This window comes from Pedobacter kyungheensis (assembly GCF_000812965.1).
Taxonomy (GTDB): domain Bacteria; phylum Bacteroidota; class Bacteroidia; order Sphingobacteriales; family Sphingobacteriaceae; genus Pedobacter; species Pedobacter kyungheensis.
The window spans coordinates 14,161-31,665 of sequence record NZ_JSYN01000002.1; the positions used below are offsets into that span (position 1 = coordinate 14,161).

Annotated in this window: 17 protein-coding genes; 7 read left to right on the forward strand and 10 right to left on the reverse strand. The window is 38.9% G+C overall.

Features of this window, described 5'->3' with window-relative positions; genetic code table 11:
* Positions 1–8: 8 nt before the first annotated feature.
* The 3 genes from OC25_RS00895 to OC25_RS27765 all read right to left on the reverse strand — a co-directional run bounded on the left by OC25_RS00895 (position 9) and on the right by OC25_RS27765 (position 2,030).
* Positions 9–737 (reverse strand): esterase family protein, encoded by a 729-nt coding sequence (locus tag OC25_RS00895; protein WP_039470801.1) that lies wholly within the window; start codon positions 735–737, stop codon positions 9–11.
* A gap of 65 nt (positions 738–802) precedes the next feature.
* On the reverse strand, positions 803–1,390 hold the full coding sequence (locus OC25_RS00900; RefSeq protein WP_039470803.1) for a GDSL-type esterase/lipase family protein: 588 nt from the start codon (positions 1,388–1,390) through the stop codon (positions 803–805).
* Between the two features lie 472 nt (positions 1,391–1,862).
* Positions 1,863–2,030, reverse strand: a complete 168-nt coding sequence (locus tag OC25_RS27765; protein WP_156131359.1) for a hypothetical protein — start codon at positions 2,028–2,030, stop codon at positions 1,863–1,865.
* 476 nt (positions 2,031–2,506) lie between these two features.
* On the opposite strand from OC25_RS27765, the gene OC25_RS00905 reads away from it, so the two are divergent.
* From OC25_RS00905 to cysM, 4 genes are all read left to right on the forward strand, one after another.
* Positions 2,507–5,116, forward strand: a complete 2,610-nt coding sequence (locus tag OC25_RS00905) for a DUF7133 domain-containing protein (RefSeq protein ID WP_039470804.1) — start codon at positions 2,507–2,509, stop codon at positions 5,114–5,116.
* A gap of 9 nt (positions 5,117–5,125) precedes the next feature.
* On the forward strand, positions 5,126–7,006 hold the full coding sequence (locus OC25_RS00910; protein WP_039470805.1) for a heparinase II/III domain-containing protein: 1,881 nt from the start codon (positions 5,126–5,128) through the stop codon (positions 7,004–7,006).
* 193 nt (positions 7,007–7,199) lie between these two features.
* Positions 7,200–8,030, forward strand: a complete 831-nt coding sequence (locus OC25_RS00915; protein ID WP_342418088.1) for a serine O-acetyltransferase — start codon at positions 7,200–7,202, stop codon at positions 8,028–8,030.
* Positions 8,031–8,041: 11 nt separating this feature from the next.
* Positions 8,042–8,914, forward strand: a complete 873-nt coding sequence (cysM, locus tag OC25_RS00920) for a cysteine synthase CysM (RefSeq protein WP_039470807.1) — start codon at positions 8,042–8,044, stop codon at positions 8,912–8,914.
* Between the two features lie 40 nt (positions 8,915–8,954).
* Here the strand turns inward: cysM and OC25_RS00925 are convergent, their stop codons facing one another.
* The 3 genes from OC25_RS00925 to OC25_RS00935 form a co-directional block, all read right to left on the reverse strand.
* Positions 8,955–9,329 (reverse strand): response regulator, encoded by a 375-nt coding sequence (locus OC25_RS00925; protein ID WP_039470809.1) that lies wholly within the window; start codon positions 9,327–9,329, stop codon positions 8,955–8,957.
* A gap of 14 nt (positions 9,330–9,343) precedes the next feature.
* The gene (locus OC25_RS00930; RefSeq protein WP_039470812.1) at positions 9,344–9,661 is read right to left on the reverse strand and encodes a hypothetical protein; all 318 of its coding nucleotides are present in this window, start codon (positions 9,659–9,661) and stop codon (positions 9,344–9,346) included.
* 547 nt (positions 9,662–10,208) lie between these two features.
* The gene (locus OC25_RS00935) at positions 10,209–11,795 is read right to left on the reverse strand and encodes a 7TM diverse intracellular signaling domain-containing protein (RefSeq protein ID WP_039470815.1); all 1,587 of its coding nucleotides are present in this window, start codon (positions 11,793–11,795) and stop codon (positions 10,209–10,211) included.
* A 216-nt stretch (positions 11,796–12,011) separates the two neighbouring features.
* On the opposite strand from OC25_RS00935, the gene OC25_RS00940 reads away from it, so the two are divergent.
* Positions 12,012–13,295 (forward strand): ATP-binding protein, encoded by a 1,284-nt coding sequence (locus OC25_RS00940; RefSeq protein ID WP_039470817.1) that lies wholly within the window; start codon positions 12,012–12,014, stop codon positions 13,293–13,295.
* 46 nt (positions 13,296–13,341) lie between these two features.
* Complete coding sequence (locus OC25_RS00945) at positions 13,342–14,121, forward strand: GDSL-type esterase/lipase family protein (protein WP_039470819.1); 780 nt, start codon at positions 13,342–13,344, stop codon at positions 14,119–14,121.
* 25 nt (positions 14,122–14,146) lie between these two features.
* Here OC25_RS00945 and OC25_RS00950 read toward each other — a convergent pair whose 3' ends face one another.
* The 3 genes from OC25_RS00950 to OC25_RS00960 form a co-directional block, all read right to left on the reverse strand.
* Positions 14,147–14,653: an HAD domain-containing protein gene (locus OC25_RS00950; protein WP_039470821.1), complete on the reverse strand. Its 507-nt coding sequence runs from the start codon at positions 14,651–14,653 to the stop codon at positions 14,147–14,149.
* The gene (locus tag OC25_RS00955) at positions 14,637–15,044 is read right to left on the reverse strand and encodes a hypothetical protein (protein ID WP_039470822.1); all 408 of its coding nucleotides are present in this window, start codon (positions 15,042–15,044) and stop codon (positions 14,637–14,639) included. The genes OC25_RS00950 and OC25_RS00955 overlap by 17 nt, the downstream gene beginning before the upstream one ends.
* Positions 15,045–15,204: 160 nt before the next feature.
* Positions 15,205–15,429 (reverse strand): helix-turn-helix domain-containing protein, encoded by a 225-nt coding sequence (locus tag OC25_RS00960; protein WP_039470823.1) that lies wholly within the window; start codon positions 15,427–15,429, stop codon positions 15,205–15,207.
* 960 nt (positions 15,430–16,389) lie between these two features.
* Here OC25_RS00960 and OC25_RS00965 point away from each other — a divergent pair.
* Positions 16,390–16,632, forward strand: coding sequence for a hypothetical protein (locus OC25_RS00965; protein ID WP_039470824.1), 243 nt, complete (start codon positions 16,390–16,392; stop codon positions 16,630–16,632).
* A gap of 11 nt (positions 16,633–16,643) precedes the next feature.
* Here the strand turns inward: OC25_RS00965 and OC25_RS00970 are convergent, their stop codons facing one another.
* Complete coding sequence (locus OC25_RS00970) at positions 16,644–17,378, reverse strand: Abi-alpha family protein (protein ID WP_039470825.1); 735 nt, start codon at positions 17,376–17,378, stop codon at positions 16,644–16,646.
* Positions 17,379–17,505: the final 127 nt, after the last annotated feature.

Genomic DNA, 17,505 nt, shown 5'->3' on the forward strand with positions numbered 1-17,505 from the left:
AACCTGTTTTAAATGTACATCGGTGCCATTTTACGCCAGTAGTGGGGGCGGTGTGCATTGCTCTCCCAGGTATGAAACTGGTTCGGGATACCTTTTTCCCATAATAAGGTACTGAGGTGCTGGTTGCCGCTTAAAAAAGGATCGGTTTCGCCAACTGCCAGTATAATTTCCATATTTCTTACAGCCGTTAATAAGCGGTCGTCGTTAAGGTTGGCAATGTATTGCGCCGGCATATTAAAATACACTTCGTCATTATGGAATCCGCTGAGCAAATCCTTAAAGTCGCCTATGTTGTCGGTTAAATCGTATCTGCCGCTTATGCCAACAGCTTTTTTAAACAACCAGGGGTATTTCATAGCCAGATTAATGGCATGGTAAGCGCCCATGCTGCAACCTGCAGTTTCTACATAACCGCTGTTGTTTTGTTGCCCGATAAAGGGCATTACTTCATCTAAAATATACTTTTCGTATTGCAGGTGACGGTCTATGCGTACCGATGGGAATACACCGTCGTTATAAAAGCTTTCGCCATCAATACTATCTAAACAAAATACCTGAATTTCGCCATTTTCGATCTGTTGGCTTAAGGAGCCGATAATCCCCCAGTTTTCGTAATCATAAAACCTGGCCATCCGGGTGGGGAAAAAGATTACTGCCCTTCCGCTGTGGCCAAAAAACAAAAGTTCCATATCTCTTTGTAAGCTATGGCTGAACCATTTATGGTATTCCCTTTTCATTAATTTAAATCTTTGAGGGAAAAATAGGGCTTCGATATTATCAGGATATTAATTAATGGTAATGATTAACCTAATTTCTCATTAACGATCTGCGTCCACAGGCGATAACCCGCTTCGCTGAGGTGGAGGCCATCATGGTCGTAAAATATGGGATCTGGATTACCTTCTTTTGTGAGCATCCTTTTAAAAACATCAATAAATTTCCAGTTTCCGTTATGCTTAATAATTTCGCTTTCAATCAGGTTATTGGTGTACCTGAACTGATCGGCCATGTGCCAGCGGGTTAAACTGGGTTTTAAGGAAATAAAATAACAGGGCAGATCATTAAACCGGCTGTTCGCCTTGGCCATCAGCTGCTGAAAAAAGATAAATATTTCTTCAGGGTGCCGGCCATCTCCGAGATCATTATCACCGGCATAAACAACCAGTGCCTTTGGCCGGTAATTGGTCATGATCCTTTCGAAAAACCAGACACAGGCCGCTAAAGTAGAGCCGCCAAAGCCCAGGTTAGTTACCTTGCTGGTCGGAAAATCATCTTCAAGGCTATGCCATAAACGTATGGACGAGCTGCCATAGAATACAATGCCAGGATGTTCCCGGTCCAGCCAATGTGTTTTTTCCAATTGCTTAACCTCTTCTTCGTACCAGTACATATCGCTAAAGATAAAAAGATATGCAATCCGAAGAACTGCCGGTTAGGTTAAGTTTATGTAAACAGGTTATTTGTTTACTGGTTTATTAGTCATACTTATAGCTCATCCGCCATTTCGAGCGGAGCTTAGCGAGTCGAGAACCCGAAGGCTCAGCGAAGCTAAATCTGTATGGATTAGATTTCTCCCTGCCCGATGCAGGCGGGCATTTCGCCACCGGCGAAAAACCAGCTGGCTTTAGTCGAAATGACGATTTAATTATGGGATTGTCGTTAGTAGCGGAGCTTAGCGGAGTTGAGGACCCGAAGGCTCAGCGAAACTAAATCTAATTACTCAAGGTGGAGGCAAACACAGTTTGCTAATTGGTTATTGGTAATTGAACATTGAGTATTGGTTATTGCTAATTGCCAATTAAAAATCAATACCCTTCCTACCCACCTCTGCTGATTGGGAAACAACTTAATAAGCATACAGACTACTCGCTGTAGTTTCTCTTGTTTGCATACACGTGGTACCAGATGTACAGTAACCAGATTAATATTACGGTGCTATAAACCAATTCGGGATCAAAAGTAGCATCCGTTGTTAATAAAGCAATTGAAGAGATCAGGGCAGTCAGGAAAATATAAAAGATATTTTTCATAACGTACTGATTTAATGAATTTTGTATGGTAAATCTAATAAAAAATCTTCAATTGATCAAGTAATTATCTTTTTTATTTTGTATTTAAATGACTTTTAGGTGTTTTTTACTGGATTTTGAAATGTAAATCAGTTGGATTGCTGCTTTACGATGATTATATTGTGTTGTTTGTGTGATTTTTATGTTAATTTTTAATTAACCCTGATAAATTAAGCGTGTATCTGAATATTTCTGCTCGTCTATAATGCTTTATTGTTTTTGATTTTGCTGTCCTCGTGTTTAGAATTGTTTAACATAAAGTAGCGTAGAAAGCAATAATTTCTGATTTTTTTTATGAGAATGATTATAATAAGTGCTGTTTAGCGTGAGTAATTCAAAGAAAAGTTAATTATAACAAAATTTTGGCAAGAGTTAATTTGTATTTTTTGTAAGTTTACCCGACACTAACCAAAAAAAGACAATAACAAACACACACAATGATCAAATTCTCTTTAAGTTTAATTTACTTATCTATTATTTTCCTGGGTTTTAAAAACCTTTTTAGTGAACCCGAGAAACCCCGTTTAGCGCCTCCGGGATTAACCATTACTAATTTTGCAGGACCAGATATTACGCCAAGTCCGGCATGTTTGGCCGTTGCACCAACCGGCGAAGTATTTGTTGGCGTAGATATGATTGGCTCTTTGGGTAAAGATGCCGGCAAAGGTCGTATTCTTAAACTCGTTGATAAAAATAACGATGGTAAAATGGATGGCCATACCGATTTTGCCGATGTAGATAATCCACGCGGTATCATTGTTCAGGGCGACCAGGTATTTGTATTGCATACCACTTTCTCTAAAGAAACCGGTAAAGCTACAGGTATGAATTTGGTTGTTTTTGAAGATAAAGATGGCGATGGTAAAGCCGATGGACCTGAAAAACCATTAATCGAGCACATCAGCAATGAAAAATACATTCGCGAACGCGGTACCGACCATGCTACCAACGGCATTAGAATGGGTATCGATGGCTGGATTTATATCTCAGTAGGCGATTTTGGTTTCCATGATGCCATAGACCGCTCGGGCAAAAAAATGACCATGCTTGGTGGCGGTATCGTACGTGTACGTCCTGATGGAACCGAAATGGAAGTATTTACACATGGTACCCGTAACGTATACGATGTAGCTATCGATCCTTATATGAACGTATTTACCCGCGAAAATACCAATGATGGTGGCGGATGGAATGTACGTTTTTCACATCACATTCAGTCGGGCGAATACGGTTACCCGGTTTTATTCCAGCATTTTACCGACGAAATTATTCCTGCCCTTGCCGATTTAGGTGGTGGTTCAGGTACAGGTGCATTATTTATGAATGAACCAAACTGGCCTGCACAATACAACAACGTGCCGATGATGGCCGACTGGGGAAGAAGTATGTTGTACATCCACAGGGTTACTGCTGATGGACCAACTTTTACCCAAAAAGACGAAGAGTTTATCAAACTTCCTCAAATTACCGATTTAGATGTAGATGGATCCGGAAGACTTTACCTTTCTGCATGGGATGGGGCAGGTTATTCAGGTAGTCCGGATAAAGGTTATATTGTTCGTGTAGTACCAACCGATTGGAGCTATAAGGCATTCCCTGATGTAAAAAAGTTATCTGTTAAAAAACTAACAGATTTACTTAAATCGAACAGTTCGGTAGGCCGCCTTGCAGCTTCGCAGGAATTGGTTGCCCGCAATAATAAACAAGCCACTGAGGTTGCTTTAAAAATTGCTGCTGATCAGGCTTTACCACTCGATGTTCGTGTTGCGGGGATCTACACTTATGCACAGTTAGCCAAAGAAAACGCTACTACTGAGCTGGTAGCATTAACAAAAGATAATGCAGTAAAAGAATTTGCGTTAAAAGCATTAACTGATCGTAAAATTTATCTGGCCAATGTGCCAATTGAGCCATTTTTACAGGGGCTTCAGGATGCTTCTCCACGTGTACATGCCGTTTCTATTATCGGTTTAAACCGTTTGGGTAAGGTAGACGAAGCTGCAAAAGTGCTTTTGGCTACCAAGGTTCCGGCATCGTTTACCGCACCTGCAAAAGGCATAGAAGGACCTCACGCTACACCTAATTCAGCTATCATTTTACCTCACCTGGCAGTTAGGGCTTTAGTATCGTTACAAGCAACGGATGCGATGGTAGCTGCTATTAAAACCGAAAATGCCGACCTTGCTTTATGGGCATTACGTTATATGCACAATGCAAAAGCCGTAAACGGATTAATCGATAATTATAAAACAGCTCAGGATGAAAAACTGAAAAAACAGATTTTAATTACTTTAGCACGTTTATATAAGGAAGAAATTGCTTACGATGCGAGCTGGTGGTGGGGAACACGTCCGGATTCGCATGGTCCGTATTTTAAAGCGGTTACCTGGTCAGAATCGCCGGTAATTGAGAAATTTTTAAAAGAAGAAGCGCTTAAACAAGGTGCCAGCGGAAAACAGTTTTTTGTTGATCTAAATGAGCGTAACCGCATGGATATTGCTGAATTTGCCGTAGAGGAAAAAGTTGCAGCAGTTGAAGAGCCTAAAATTGATCTGGAAAAAATTAAAAATCAAAAAGGACAGGTAGGTAAATCATCAATTGAAGATGTATTGCTTGCCATTAATAAATTACAAGGTAACCCTGTGAAAGGAAGAACCATTTTTAACAATCAGGGCTGTATTGCTTGCCACAGTTTAAATAAAACTGATAAAATGAAAGGTCCTTTTATGGGGCAAATCGGTTCAATTATGAACCGTGAGCAAATTGCCGAGTCGATTTTAAAGCCAAATGCTTCTATTTCACAAGGATTTGCTTCGGTAATGATTACTGCAAAAGGCGATAAAACCTATATGGGCTTCGTTCAGGAAGAAACTGCTGCCAAAGTGGTTTTGCGTAATATTGCCGGTGAAGTTTTTACCATCAAAGCAGGCGATATTCTTTCGCGTAAAGAGTTGGAAACCTCGATGATGCCGGAAGGTCTGGCCAATTCGTTATCTTATGAAGAACTGGCTTCGCTGGTTAGCTTCCTATCTGAACAGAAAAAATAAACACACTGAATGAAGAAACGATCATTCAAAACAGGTTTTTGCTTTATAGCCATGCTCTTTTACTGGAGCATGGCTATTGGGCAAACCAATAGTATCGATTCTACATTTAAAATGCCCGCTCATCCGAGGCTACTAATCTCATCCGAACTCGAAAAGCAAATTACACAGGAGATTAACCGCGATGCCGGTTTAATGAAAATCCATCAGGCTGTAATTACCGGAGCAGATAAAATGCTTAGCCTGCCAGGGCTAAACCGGATTATGACTGGGAAAAGACTCCTAGATGTATCGCGTGAAGCACTTAAAAGAATTTATTACCTTTCTTATAGCTACCGGTTAACCCACGATAAAAAATACCTGCAAAGTGCAACACAGCAAATGCTTGCTGTTTCGGCATTTACAGACTGGAACCCCTCGCATTTTCTTGATGTTGGAGAAATGACTATGGCGATGGCCATCGGTTACGATTGGCTGTACAATGATTTGGATCCCGAAACACGACGTACAATTGCACAAGCCATTTTGGAAAAGGGTATAAAACCTTCAATGGATAAGCGCTACAATAACTGGCTCAACATTACCAATAACTGGAACCAGGTGTGCAATTCGGGAATTACTTTTGGTGCCATTGCCACTTTTGATGAACACCCTGCACTTTCAGCCCAACTGGTAAACCGGGCTATAAAAAGTGTGGTATTGCCCATGAAACAATACGCACCCGATGGGGCTTATCCTGAAGGGTATGCTTACTGGGAATACGGTACCTCTTTTAATGTTATGCTAATTAGTGCTTTAGAAAGTGTATTTAAACAAGATTTTGGCTTAAGTAAGGCTCCGGGTTTTCTGCAAACGGCGGCATACATGGTCAATATGACCGGGCCTTCCGGTAAACCTTTTAATTATTCAGATAGCAGGGCCGTAGCAGAATTCAATCCCGCGCTTTTTTGGTTTGCTTCGAAGTCAAAGTCACCCTCATTGCTCTGGGTAAGTAAAACACAACTCCTCAACCCTAAATTATTAAACAACCGCTTACTGCCTTCGGCCATTTTATGGGCGAAAGATATATCATTAAAGGGTGTTCGCGAACCCCAATCACAATTTTGGCTGGGCAATGGCCCTACACCGGTAGCTTTAATGCGAAGTTCATGGACCGATTCTTTAGCTACATTTATAGGCTTCAAAGGAGGTTCTCCGGCTACCAGTCATGCTCATATGGATGTAGGTTCCTTTGTTATAGAATCGCAGGGCGTACGTTGGGCTATGGATTTAGGCATGCAGGAGTATGAGTCATTAGAATCGAAGGGGATTGATTTATGGAACAGTAAACAAGATGCACAGCGCTGGAAAATATTCAGATATAACAATCTTGCGCATAATACCCTCTCTGTTGACAGCGCTTTTCAACTGGTAAATGGAAAAGGAGTATTTCTCAGCAGTTCTGACCAAAGTAATTTTATGAATGCTGTGGTTGATATGCATACACTCTACGCCAATAAACTAAAAAAAGCAGTACGAGGAGTAGCTTTGATTGATAAAAAGACAGTGCTGATTCGCGATGAGGTAGAAACAGGTAACCAGGAGGTAACTTTACGTTGGTCGATGGTTACACCTGCTGTGGTAAAAGTATTAAATGCAAATACTATAGAACTAACCAGTGAGGGTAAAAAATGCTATTTGCATATAGAAACCAAAGCTAAAATCAATATAAAGCAATGGCCATCGGTTCCGGTTACCAATTACGACGCTCCAAACCCGGGAACTGTAATTGTAGGTTTTACGGTTGAAATACCTGCCAACAGCAGCAAAGCGATATCGGTTTTTTTAACTTCTGAAAAACTCAAGACAGGAGGAACCAAAACCATTTCACTGGCCAAATGGCCAAAAAGCTAATTATTCTGTCTTCACTCATAAATTCTTGTAAATCGAAATACTTATTCAAGTTAGTTGTGATGGGCTTTAATTGTCTTAATGTTATTTACACGCAATTTTTCTGATAATAATTGCGCTTTAAGTTTAGGATTAAAAAAACAAAACTTACATTTAACGATTAAATCTATATAGTTAATCAACAAAACAAATTTTAGTGGGGCAAACAATAATGATGGAGGACCATTTTTTTGAGCATATTTTTAAAAATCCCCTCGAACAGCCAAACATTCCACCAAACGAAGTCATCTCGAATTGGGCAGAAAAGCTGATTAAGGTCATTTTTCCCGAAAACACAGGGGAGGAATTCGCTGATATTTCGGCACTGAAACAATATGTGTCAGGCCTGGAGCTCGAGCTTTTTATGATTATCTCGGCAAGTTGTAAACTGAAAAACAGCGAATGCAAAAATGTAGCCGGTGAGTTTTTTGCCGGACTACCTGAGTTATACCGCATCCTTAACACCGATATTTCTGCCATTTATGAGGGCGATCCGGCTGCGCAAAGCAGGTTTGAAGTGATCAGAACGTATCCTGGCTTTTATGCCATTTGTTTTTACCGCATTGCGCATCTTTTGTATAATTTTGGCATTCCACTCGTTCCACGCATACTTACCGAGCATGCACATTCAAAAACCGGCATCGATATTCATCCGGCGGCCAGCATAGGAGAATATTTCTACATCGATCATGGAACAGGTATTGTAATTGGCGAAACCAGTATCATCGGGCGTTATGTGAAATTTTATCAGGGTGTAACCCTCGGTGCTTTGAGTGTTAAGAAGGTACTGGCGGGGAGCAAAAGGCATCCAACAGTAGAAGATCGTGTAGTTATTTATTCGGGAGCAACTATTTTAGGTGGCGATACCGTTATCGGGCACGATAGTATAGTAGGCGGGAATGTTTGGCTTACTGAAAGCATTGAGCCATTTTCTACCGCTTATCATTCGCCAATAATTACCATCAGAAACCATAAAGAAACAAGTTAAAACAGCATAATATGGCAGGAATAATCGATCTCATTGGTAATACCCCAATGGCCGAACTCCAAAAACTTAATATTAACCCTGCAGTAAGGGTATTTGCCAAACTGGAAGGCAATAATCCAGGAGGGAGTGTAAAAGACAGGGCCTCATTAAACATGATCAGAAGCGCAATAGAACGCGGACAGGTAACTCCGGAAACCAAACTGGTAGAGGCTACCAGCGGAAATACGGGCATTGCACTGGCCATGATAGCAAGCTTATATGGTTTAGAGATAGAACTGGTAATGCCCGCCAATTCGACAAGGGAACGTAAAGTAACCATGGAAGCCTTTGGTGCTAAGGTAACGCTGCTGGAGAGTATAGAAGAGTGCCGCGATTACGCGGAGGCCAAAGGAGTTACGCCCGGACACTTCTTATTAAACCAGTTTGCCAATCCGGATAATTATATGGCGCATTATAAAGCCACCGGCCCTGAAATTTGGCTCGATACCGAAGGTGAGATTACCCATTTTGTAAGCTCGATGGGTACTACAGGTACCATTATGGGCTGTTCGAGATATTTTAAAGAAAAAAACAGCAATATTCAGATTGTAGGTTGTCAGCCAACTGAAGGATCATCTATCCCGGGCATCAGGCGTTGGCCGGAAGAATATTTACCTAAAATATTCGAGCCAGAAAGGGTAGACCGTGTAATGGACATTGCGCAGGCAGAAGCTACAGAAATGTCGCGTAGAATGGCTAAAGAAGAAGGACTTTTTGCGGGCATGAGCTCAGGTGGAGCCTGTGCAGCAGCATTAAAACTGGCATCAGAGCTGGAATCAGGAACAATTGTTTTTATTGCCTGCGACAGGGGAGACCGTTATCTGAGCAGCGACCTTTTTGGATAATACACAGATTAATATCGAAAGTAAGCCAGGATTAAGTATTCTAATCCTGGCTTACTTTTTTTGTGAGCAACATTTTTACCCGGTTTACCATAGCGATCATTTCGAATGGTTTTTCGATATAATCATCCCAATGGACAGCAATATGTGGATTGGTGATAAAATTCATCTGCGACGACATTAGCAGGATGGGGATATGCGCATGAACAGATAGTTTTAATTCGGTGCAAATAGAACGCCCATCTGTTAATCCGAGCAAAGCATCAACTAAAATAATATCAGGCTTAAAATCCGATACCAGAGTGTGTAAATTTTGTGGGCCTGAAAGCGCCAATACTTCATATCCTTCAAACTCGAAAATCATTTTAATTGCATCAAGCGTTGCCGGGTAGTTTTCTAAGATGATGATTTTTGGCATGTAAGGGATATATTTTAGGGATAACGGAGGTTACCGGTCTTTCGTTTTTCTATCAACAGATCAATTAATTTAGAATCGGAGCGGGTTAAGCTATCAAGAGAACTGCGCAAACTTTGATTTACAAGACTTAAATTGGTAAACATGAGTCGCAGTTTCTCGTTCTCATCTCGCAGTTCCATCAGTTCGTTGGCAATAGTTCCAAAATCCCTTATCCAGGTATCAAAACATTCTTTATTAATATCTAATTCAGCATAGATGATTTCTGGTTCTTTTCCATTATAAAATTCTTGTATGCTTTCAATAATTTTAGCGGGTGTGGCACTTGGTTTCATAGTTTAGTTTACTTGCTGGCTTCTGGAAGGCTGGACCGTCCCCTGTCCAGGCCCACCAAAGCGCAGCATCTGTTTTAAAATCTTTATTAAGCAGATTGGGACAAAGAAATAACGCATTTAAAAGTTATCAAAATTATTATCTACTCACTCTTACGCGGTATTTTTAACGTGCTGTTTTTCAGTTATATAAAATGGATGTCTTAATAGGGTTTCATCTGTGGATATGGTTTTGAATTGATTAGCGTTTATTTAATAAACCATGCCGGTAGTCGTGTAACAAATCATCCCGGATAAGACCGTTGCTACCGACATGGTAAAAGTTGGGTACTTTCAGACATAAACAAGGGTTTGTTTGGTCATAAACAGCATCGCGCCGCCAGTACGCCATTTGAATTTATACAAAGAAGATGCGGTAGGTACATTTTTAAGCTACTCATTTCTACGCACGGTATATTAAGTTGTTGTTGTTTAGCGATTTAATGAAAGTTCGCAGTCTGTGTAACATGGCAATGATGTTGGTTCGTCTGCTAATACTTTTGTATGTTATTTAGGACGTTCTGGCCAAATCGAGTATCCAGCTTTGCAGATTTGCATCGGCATCGATACCTAATTTCTTACGTACACGGTATTTACGGCTCTCCACAGCCCGGACACTCAGGCGGCAGGCACGGGCAATTTCTTTGGTATCGAAACACAAACGGATGTAGGCACACAGTTCCAGTTCGGCTACCAGTAGCTGTGGCGAAAGACGTAATAATTCCTGTATAAAAGCGGCCTCGCTTTCGCGGAACCTTTCCATAAAAGCCGGATCTCTGGTTTGTGCCAGGGTAGTTAGTTCTTTAAGTGATAAATGGACAACAGGAGCCAGCTTTTTTTCGTCGAGCTGTTTTTTATAACCTTCCATTTGTTCTTGCAAAAGAATTTGCTGCCGGCGAAAGTGTGCGTTATGGCGCGAAAGGAGGCGTAACCTTTGTCCGAAAAGCCCTAAACTGATTAATATACCTTCAATTATTGCCGCAAAAGTAAGCAGGTTAAACGTATAAGACTGAAAGGGGATGATAGCCATCAGGCTGAGCACAAGATAAATAGAAACCAATGCTACAGGAATCCAGCCCAGTACATAAAAACTAATAAACGGGGCGGTTTTGGCATAACCGCGGATTACAATAACTTTTATACTGCTAAATAAAAACAGTAGTGAGGTTATCAGAAACAGCAGTTGCGTAAGCGCATTGGTAATGCTTCTGGCATCCCATAGCGAGCAGATTAAAACCAGGCCCCAGGCAATGTTGAGTATCTTAAAAACCTGATATAGAAAAGGAAGTTGTCTTTTTAACTTTAAAAAGTAAGTGTTGAATAAAATGGTGCAGATGTAACCCAGGGCAATAAAAAAATGGGCATGTAAAAAAATAAACCTGGCTACGGGCAGGCCAAGCATTAAACCATAGCCCTGCAGGTAGCAAACCATCGTAATAAAAAATAACAATATTACGCGCGCCATGTACAGGGCAAAAAGCTTGCTCCTGGTCATTACAAACATAAACAAGTGAAAAATCAGGATCATGAGTGCTATGCCCATATAGATAAGCTGTGCGCTATAATCTTTGGTTAGGGCGCGGTTTAATACAGGCTCGGTAATTAATTTTAAGGGTACCAGCAAGGTATTCATGGTTTGCATCCTGATGTAAATTTCGCTTACCGGTGTTTGGGTATGTTGTAATGGAAAGATATATCCGGTACCCAGTACTGCATCATTTTGTTTTAAACCAAGCATCCCAGAGTGCACATGCTGCACATTACCCAAAGTATCACGGTAAAATAAACAAAGCGTATCAATACTGGCGTAATCAATAAACAGGTAGGGCGTAGTTTCGGGTTTTCGGCTAAAACGTAATTTCATCCACCATACATGGCCATCGGTTCCGCCATTAAAAACAGGCGACTTTCCTGCAGTAAATTTTTTTAGGTTAAATTTTTCTACCGTTTCGAAAGGGGTTTTCCCCGTAGTATCGCACCAATAATAGGCCGATTTCCCTAAATTGATGAAGTTTTGCCCCTCAACCTGTACAACCGGTTGTGCGTTACATAGGGCGCTTACTGTACAGAAAGCAACAACAATAAATATGGCCCTCATTAATTAAACCATTGCAAAACACTCGGGATGATCTGTTACAGGGGAGAAATTATAGCTTTATAATAAAAAATCCAAATTTTATCTGAAAAAAGAATAATACCGCATATATCCGGCACTTGACTGATTCGTCCAAAATTGCATCATGTGTAAAACTTAAGCCTGAAAATTATTCATCAGGTTGAATTTAATTTTATATTTGCTAATTAATTTAGTATTATGTCGGTAAGTGTTAACATTACCTCAAAAGGTATTCAGAAAGTATTAAAAAACTATAATGAGAAACAAGCCATTGCTGAGTACATCTGGAATGGTTTTGATGCAAATGCCGATACCATCCGCATAGATTATGTGGCCAATGCACTTGGTCATTTAGAAAGTCTGGATATTGCCGATAACGGCTACGGCATAAATTTCGATCGTTTGCAAAAGAAATTCGATCCGTTTTTTGAGTCGGAAAAAGCCATCCAGATTATCGCCCCAAAGCATACTTCTAAAATGCATGGACGTAATGGTGTAGGCAGGCTTACCTTTTTTACTTTCGCCCATAATGCCACCTGGCGCACTACCTACAAGGCCGAAAATGGATTCAGGCATGGTGAAATATACATCAGTACCGGAGGGTTGAACAGCTATAGTCATGATTTTACTGCAGCTCCAACCCCAAATGCCCAAACAGGCACCGTAGTTTCTTTTGCGAATCTGCGCATTGGGCAGCAGGAGCTTGAAGAAACCGTACTGCCTTTTCTGATTAACGAGTTTTGTTGGTTTATTGAGTTGAACAAGCATAAAAACTATTCGGTTATTGTAAATGGTAAGGCGCTTAATTTTAGCGATAACATTAAAAGCCAGGAAGAGTTTAATGTTTTTTATGCAGATACTGCCGTAAATTTTAAGATTAAATACGTGCATTGGAAAGATAACCTGCACCGTGAATTGTCTAAATACTATTTTCTGGCAGGTGGAGAGGAAATTTATAAAGATTACACCACACTCAATAAAAAAAGCGACGATTATTTCCACAGCATTTATATTGACAGTGATTTTTTTAGGGATTTTGATTTTAAGAGTTTCGAAAATGAAGGACAGGTAGCCATATTTGGTGCTGCAAAGTCATCGGCCGAATACCGTTTTCTGATCAAAGAACTTACCGAATACCTGAAAAGCAAGCGTAAACCTTTTTTAAAAGAATATGCCAACCGTTTAATTGATGCTTACGAGCAGGAAGATATATTCCCAACTTATCCAACAGAAAGGGAAAAACAGGAGCGTAAACCTGAATTGATTAATTTGATTAAAGCCATTTATGAAGCTGAACCAAAATTATTTGGCGGCTTAAACACCGGCCAAAAAAGAACATTGGTGCGGTTAATGGATTTATTATTGGCATCCAATCAGCGCGATCTGGTTTTTGACCTTTTTAATGGGATGATTGAACTGGAAGCCGAGGAAAAAGATGAACTTTTAAGCATCATAAAAAAAATGGAACCCTACAGAAATTAATTGGTTAATTTATTGTAGGTTAGCCGAAATTGAACCACAACCAAATATGAAGAAAATACTGGTATGCCTAGCTTTATTATTAATTAGTACATCGTTTTTATTTGCGCAGAACGAAAAACGTAACCTGAATATTGTTTTTATTGGTAACAGTATAACCCAGGGCGTACAATTGGCTAATTCGGTAGAAGCTCCGCCGGCTAATGCGGTTGCTGATCTGCTTAAGCAAAAAGGAATAGGCGAGGTTCATTTCAGTAACCAGGGGCACAGTGGCTACACTACTTTAGATTTTTTGCCTGCAACACGCACTTTTACCCAAATAGAAGAGGCTGCAAATGCCTTTACCGATAAGAAAGCCTTACTTATCTTTTCTGTTAAGCTGGGTACTAACGATAGTGCGATACAAGGACCTCATGGTTCGCCGGTATCTGCCGATCGTTATATTGAAAATGTAAAAATAATTGTAGACAAATTATTGGCCGGTTTCCCTAACGCTATAGTGATATTGCAGCATCCGATATGGTATAGTCCAAATACCTATAATGGCTCCAAATATCTGCAGGAAGGTTTAACGCGTTTGCAAAGTTATATTCCAAAAATTGATAGTTTGGTTAAAAGCTACGAGCAAAGCCAACCTAAACATGTTTTTGTGGGCGATAAAAAGGCATTTACTTATTTTAAGAAACACCATTTAACTGAGTTGATCCCAGAGAAAGGGCAGGCGGGTACTTTTTATCTGCATCCGAACAAAACAGGGGCGGCATCACTAGGCCATTTTTGGGCTGATGCTATTGGTAAAATTGTAAGGAAGCATTTTTTGGTTAAATAAAATTAAGAGATTACAAAAGTTGTAATTATTGGACTTTGTAATCTCTTTCTTTAAAAATATTCTTTTTTAATCTCCTTTGAAGGACATTTTTCAGATCATTAACATCATTTAAACCCGTATAAGAATTGGTTAACACCAATCTGTCTTTTAAGTGCCTGGGTAGGTCATTTAACGATTTGTCATCGTCAATTATGACAATCTTGCTAGAGTCAATTTTATTGGAATTTATCCAGTCAAGTATTTCGGTTTTCCGATTACTTTTAGGGTCAAATGATAATTTATCGCTATTTAATATCGAGAGAAATTTAAAATCCATTCCTCTCTTTTCAAATATTTCTTTCCACTTATCTTCATTATATCTATATCTATGTGATGTAGAAAGGATTACTTCGTCTATTGTTTTGTATATAACTGAGTTAAGGATGTCAACTGCTATAGTGTTGAATTTATAAAATCCATCTTCTTCCAATTCCACTTTTTTATGCGGATTAGCATGCACCATTACACCGTCTATATCAAGGAAAAAAATCATTCTTATTTTCTTTATTATAACTTTCTATGAAATTTTTGTCTTTTATAAATTTTCGTTTATCATAAAGATATTCATCCCAATCTTTTGTTTCATCTATTTCAACCTCTTTATACAATATAACTTCATCACACAGAGAGCTGGTCCAAATTATATATTCAATTTCAATCCCAGCTAATAAATAAGTTATATATCTATGGTTGCCATCAATTACTATGCCTTTATCATTACAAATTTTTATTCCACCTAAATTTTTATATCCCATTTTAACGCGCCTATACATCCTTTTTATAATAGCAAAACAAAGTTTCTTTTGAGATGTATTATAGCGAGTTGGGGTAATATTTATAAAATCTTTTAGAACATCAGCAGTAAGTTCTTCAAATTCTTCCAAGCGTTATAGTTAATTTACGACTAACAAAGATATGAAAAATAACTGTAGTAACTATATTGGTTGTCAGTTGGTTGGATGTGATTTTAGATTACGCGATTAGGCCGTTTCTGGGCTGATGCCATTGGTAAAATTGTAAGGAATAACTTTTAAGCAGGTTAACCTAAAAGTCAAGCAAATCTTTAGGATGGATATCTAACCCTTTGGCCAGCTCAATAATGGTGGTAAGCTGTACATCAAATTTGCCGTTTTCGATTTTAGAAATATTGCTGTCGTCAATTTCGCAATTCCGGGCCATTGCACGTAAGCTCAAGCCTTTACTGGTTCTGATTTTCTTCAAATTGAAACCGAAATTATTCTGAATGCTTGAGCCTTCTTTCTTGATCATTGAGGTTAAATAGTTAAGGGCTCAAAGTCTCCAACTTATTTAAATTTTTTGCGGTTATATGTTACCGTATTTTAATTTGTTTTATTATATTTGGTTTAGTAGCGGGTTATTAATCATGACAGGTTCACGGTCATTTTTACCCTTAATCACCTATATATCATATGAGGCAGGAACCAAATGTATTTTATTATATATTTACCTTTTTTAAGGGAGTTTCCCCTGTTCTGCACTTACTCAAAAATCATCCCTTATCCCATGTTGCTATCCCACAGAAATGCCCTTTTAACTGGTTGTATGCATTAAAGCCTAAAAATCCTGTTTAGTTCATACCCACGCCCTGTAGCAACAGTTCAATTATTCCGTAAGATTATAATTGGCAAAGCTGTTGCCTATGGTGTTTTTTCCACAGATTTTCGATTACAATAAAAAGGTTTAACCGCTTCCATAGATCAGGGATGTTTTATTGGTTTGCGGATGACGATTTCTGCTGCTTCTACAAGTGGCGGGATGGGATCGTTTGGCCTAAAGTTAAAACTATTTTCAACTAAACAAACATGCGGAAAAATGTATTTTTTAACGTACTGATATTACTATGCCTAAAAGAAAGAAAATTTACGGCACCTTTCCTTCAACAGGAACGTTATGTGTGCCATTGCACGAATCAGCAAAAATCAGACACAGGCTTAAGTTTCTTATCAGCTTTGGCAAAAAGCGAAATGATTCTTGAGCATTTAAAGCGGAAGAGTCTGCTAAGAATCGAAACACCATAAAATCTATCCTATGAGCATTACCTGACAGATATGTAGTTACCAATTTCAATAAACTAATTGCTTACGCTGGCGATGGTGCAAGTTTCTGGCTGAACGATATAAATGGATAAATATCCATCGACTATGGGTAAATGTCCATCGTTTAAACTTAGCTAAAGGTGTAGTAACTTTCAATAAAATTAGTAGTGTTTTGAATAAGGAAGGTATCGATTATAACAAAGCGGGTGCAGTTTTTAATGAAGCGTGTACGGTTTTTAATAAAGCGGGTGCTGTTTTTAACAAAGCGGGTGCAGTTTTTAATAAAGCGGGTGCTGTTTTTAATAAAGCGGGTGCGGTTTTTAATGTAGCTGGTATGGTTTTTAATAAAGCGGGTGCAGTTTTTAATAAAGCAAGTGGGCCTCTGAATAAGTTGTGGGTAATATTAATTGGGTAGATGATATAAAGTTATTGATAATGGTTAAAGCCATCTTTTGGAATGCAAGCCTTAACAAACAATTTGCCAAAGTCGGTTAGAAAAATTCGTGAATGTTTTATGTAACCAGTTTGAACACCAGTACTATCTTCTGGATACTCTTCTCTGAATACAGGCCCAGTCATTAAATTTAAACTTTCTAGATGTGAATAGTACATATGAAAGTTTTCATTAAACATAAATTGATTTAAAGGGATAGAAGATTTGGTGATTTGATAATTTGAAAATTTTTTAAGTTTCGCATCGAAATCTTGATGCGAGGTTATATCGATTTCCTTATCTCGCAATAAAAAGAGGAAATGAGCTTCATCAGGTGAGAGTTGGTCAATTATGTGAAAAAATGCAGGGTGAGCTTCATTTATTCTCTCCTTATCTATAGCCCTTGATAATAAATTAAGATATAAATCAGTTAAATAATTATCTTCCTCCAAGTACTTTATTCTATCAAGTACAGGTCCAGCTATCGATGCAGGTGCCTCAATTTGGTTTTCTTCTTTAACATTGCCTCTTACTTTTTCTAAATATTTTATTAGCCTATCTTGATATGCAGCCGCCAGCTGAATGGGCGCGGTAAATAACCTGAAAGCTTTAACAACATCTACGGCCACCTTACTAACTTCTTGCAGTGGTTGCGAAGCAACATCTTCATAAATTTTCTTAACCGTTTCGGCACCAAGTATATTAGCTAGTTTTTCAAGATTGGCCATAATTTATTAAAGTAATAATTTATCTAAAGGTAATATTTTGATAAAGAAAATAATAAAAATTACTTAGAGTTATATTAATAGCTATAGCTTTTCCTTATCATGACTTGAACTTTGTTTGCTAGCTCCT

Coding starts and splice junctions, on each gene's coding strand:
- OC25_RS27765 (WP_156131359.1), bottom strand. CDS start 2,030: ATGAAAAATATCTTTTATATTTTCCTGACTGCCCTGATCTCTTCAATT.
- OC25_RS00970 (WP_039470825.1), bottom strand. CDS start 17,378: ATGGCCAATCTTGAAAAACTAGCTAATATACTTGGTGCCGAAACGGTT.
- OC25_RS00925 (WP_039470809.1), bottom strand. CDS start 9,329: ATGCCAAAAATCATCATCTTAGAAAACTACCCGGCAACGCTTGATGCA.
- OC25_RS00905 (WP_039470804.1), top strand. CDS start 2,507: ATGATCAAATTCTCTTTAAGTTTAATTTACTTATCTATTATTTTCCTG.
- OC25_RS00930 (WP_039470812.1), bottom strand. CDS start 9,661: ATGAAACCAAGTGCCACACCCGCTAAAATTATTGAAAGCATACAAGAA.
- OC25_RS00900 (WP_039470803.1), bottom strand. CDS start 1,390: ATGTACTGGTACGAAGAAGAGGTTAAGCAATTGGAAAAAACACATTGG.
- OC25_RS00940 (WP_039470817.1), top strand. CDS start 12,012: ATGTCGGTAAGTGTTAACATTACCTCAAAAGGTATTCAGAAAGTATTA.
- OC25_RS00950 (WP_039470821.1), bottom strand. CDS start 14,653: ATGATTTTTTTCCTTGATATAGACGGTGTAATGGTGCATGCTAATCCG.
- cysM (WP_039470807.1), top strand. CDS start 8,042: ATGGCAGGAATAATCGATCTCATTGGTAATACCCCAATGGCCGAACTC.
- OC25_RS00910 (WP_039470805.1), top strand. CDS start 5,126: ATGAAGAAACGATCATTCAAAACAGGTTTTTGCTTTATAGCCATGCTC.
- OC25_RS00945 (WP_039470819.1), top strand. CDS start 13,342: ATGAAGAAAATACTGGTATGCCTAGCTTTATTATTAATTAGTACATCG.
- OC25_RS00960 (WP_039470823.1), bottom strand. CDS start 15,429: ATGATCAAGAAAGAAGGCTCAAGCATTCAGAATAATTTCGGTTTCAAT.
- OC25_RS00935 (WP_039470815.1), bottom strand. CDS start 11,795: ATGAGGGCCATATTTATTGTTGTTGCTTTCTGTACAGTAAGCGCCCTA.
- OC25_RS00895 (WP_039470801.1), bottom strand. CDS start 737: ATGAAAAGGGAATACCATAAATGGTTCAGCCATAGCTTACAAAGAGAT.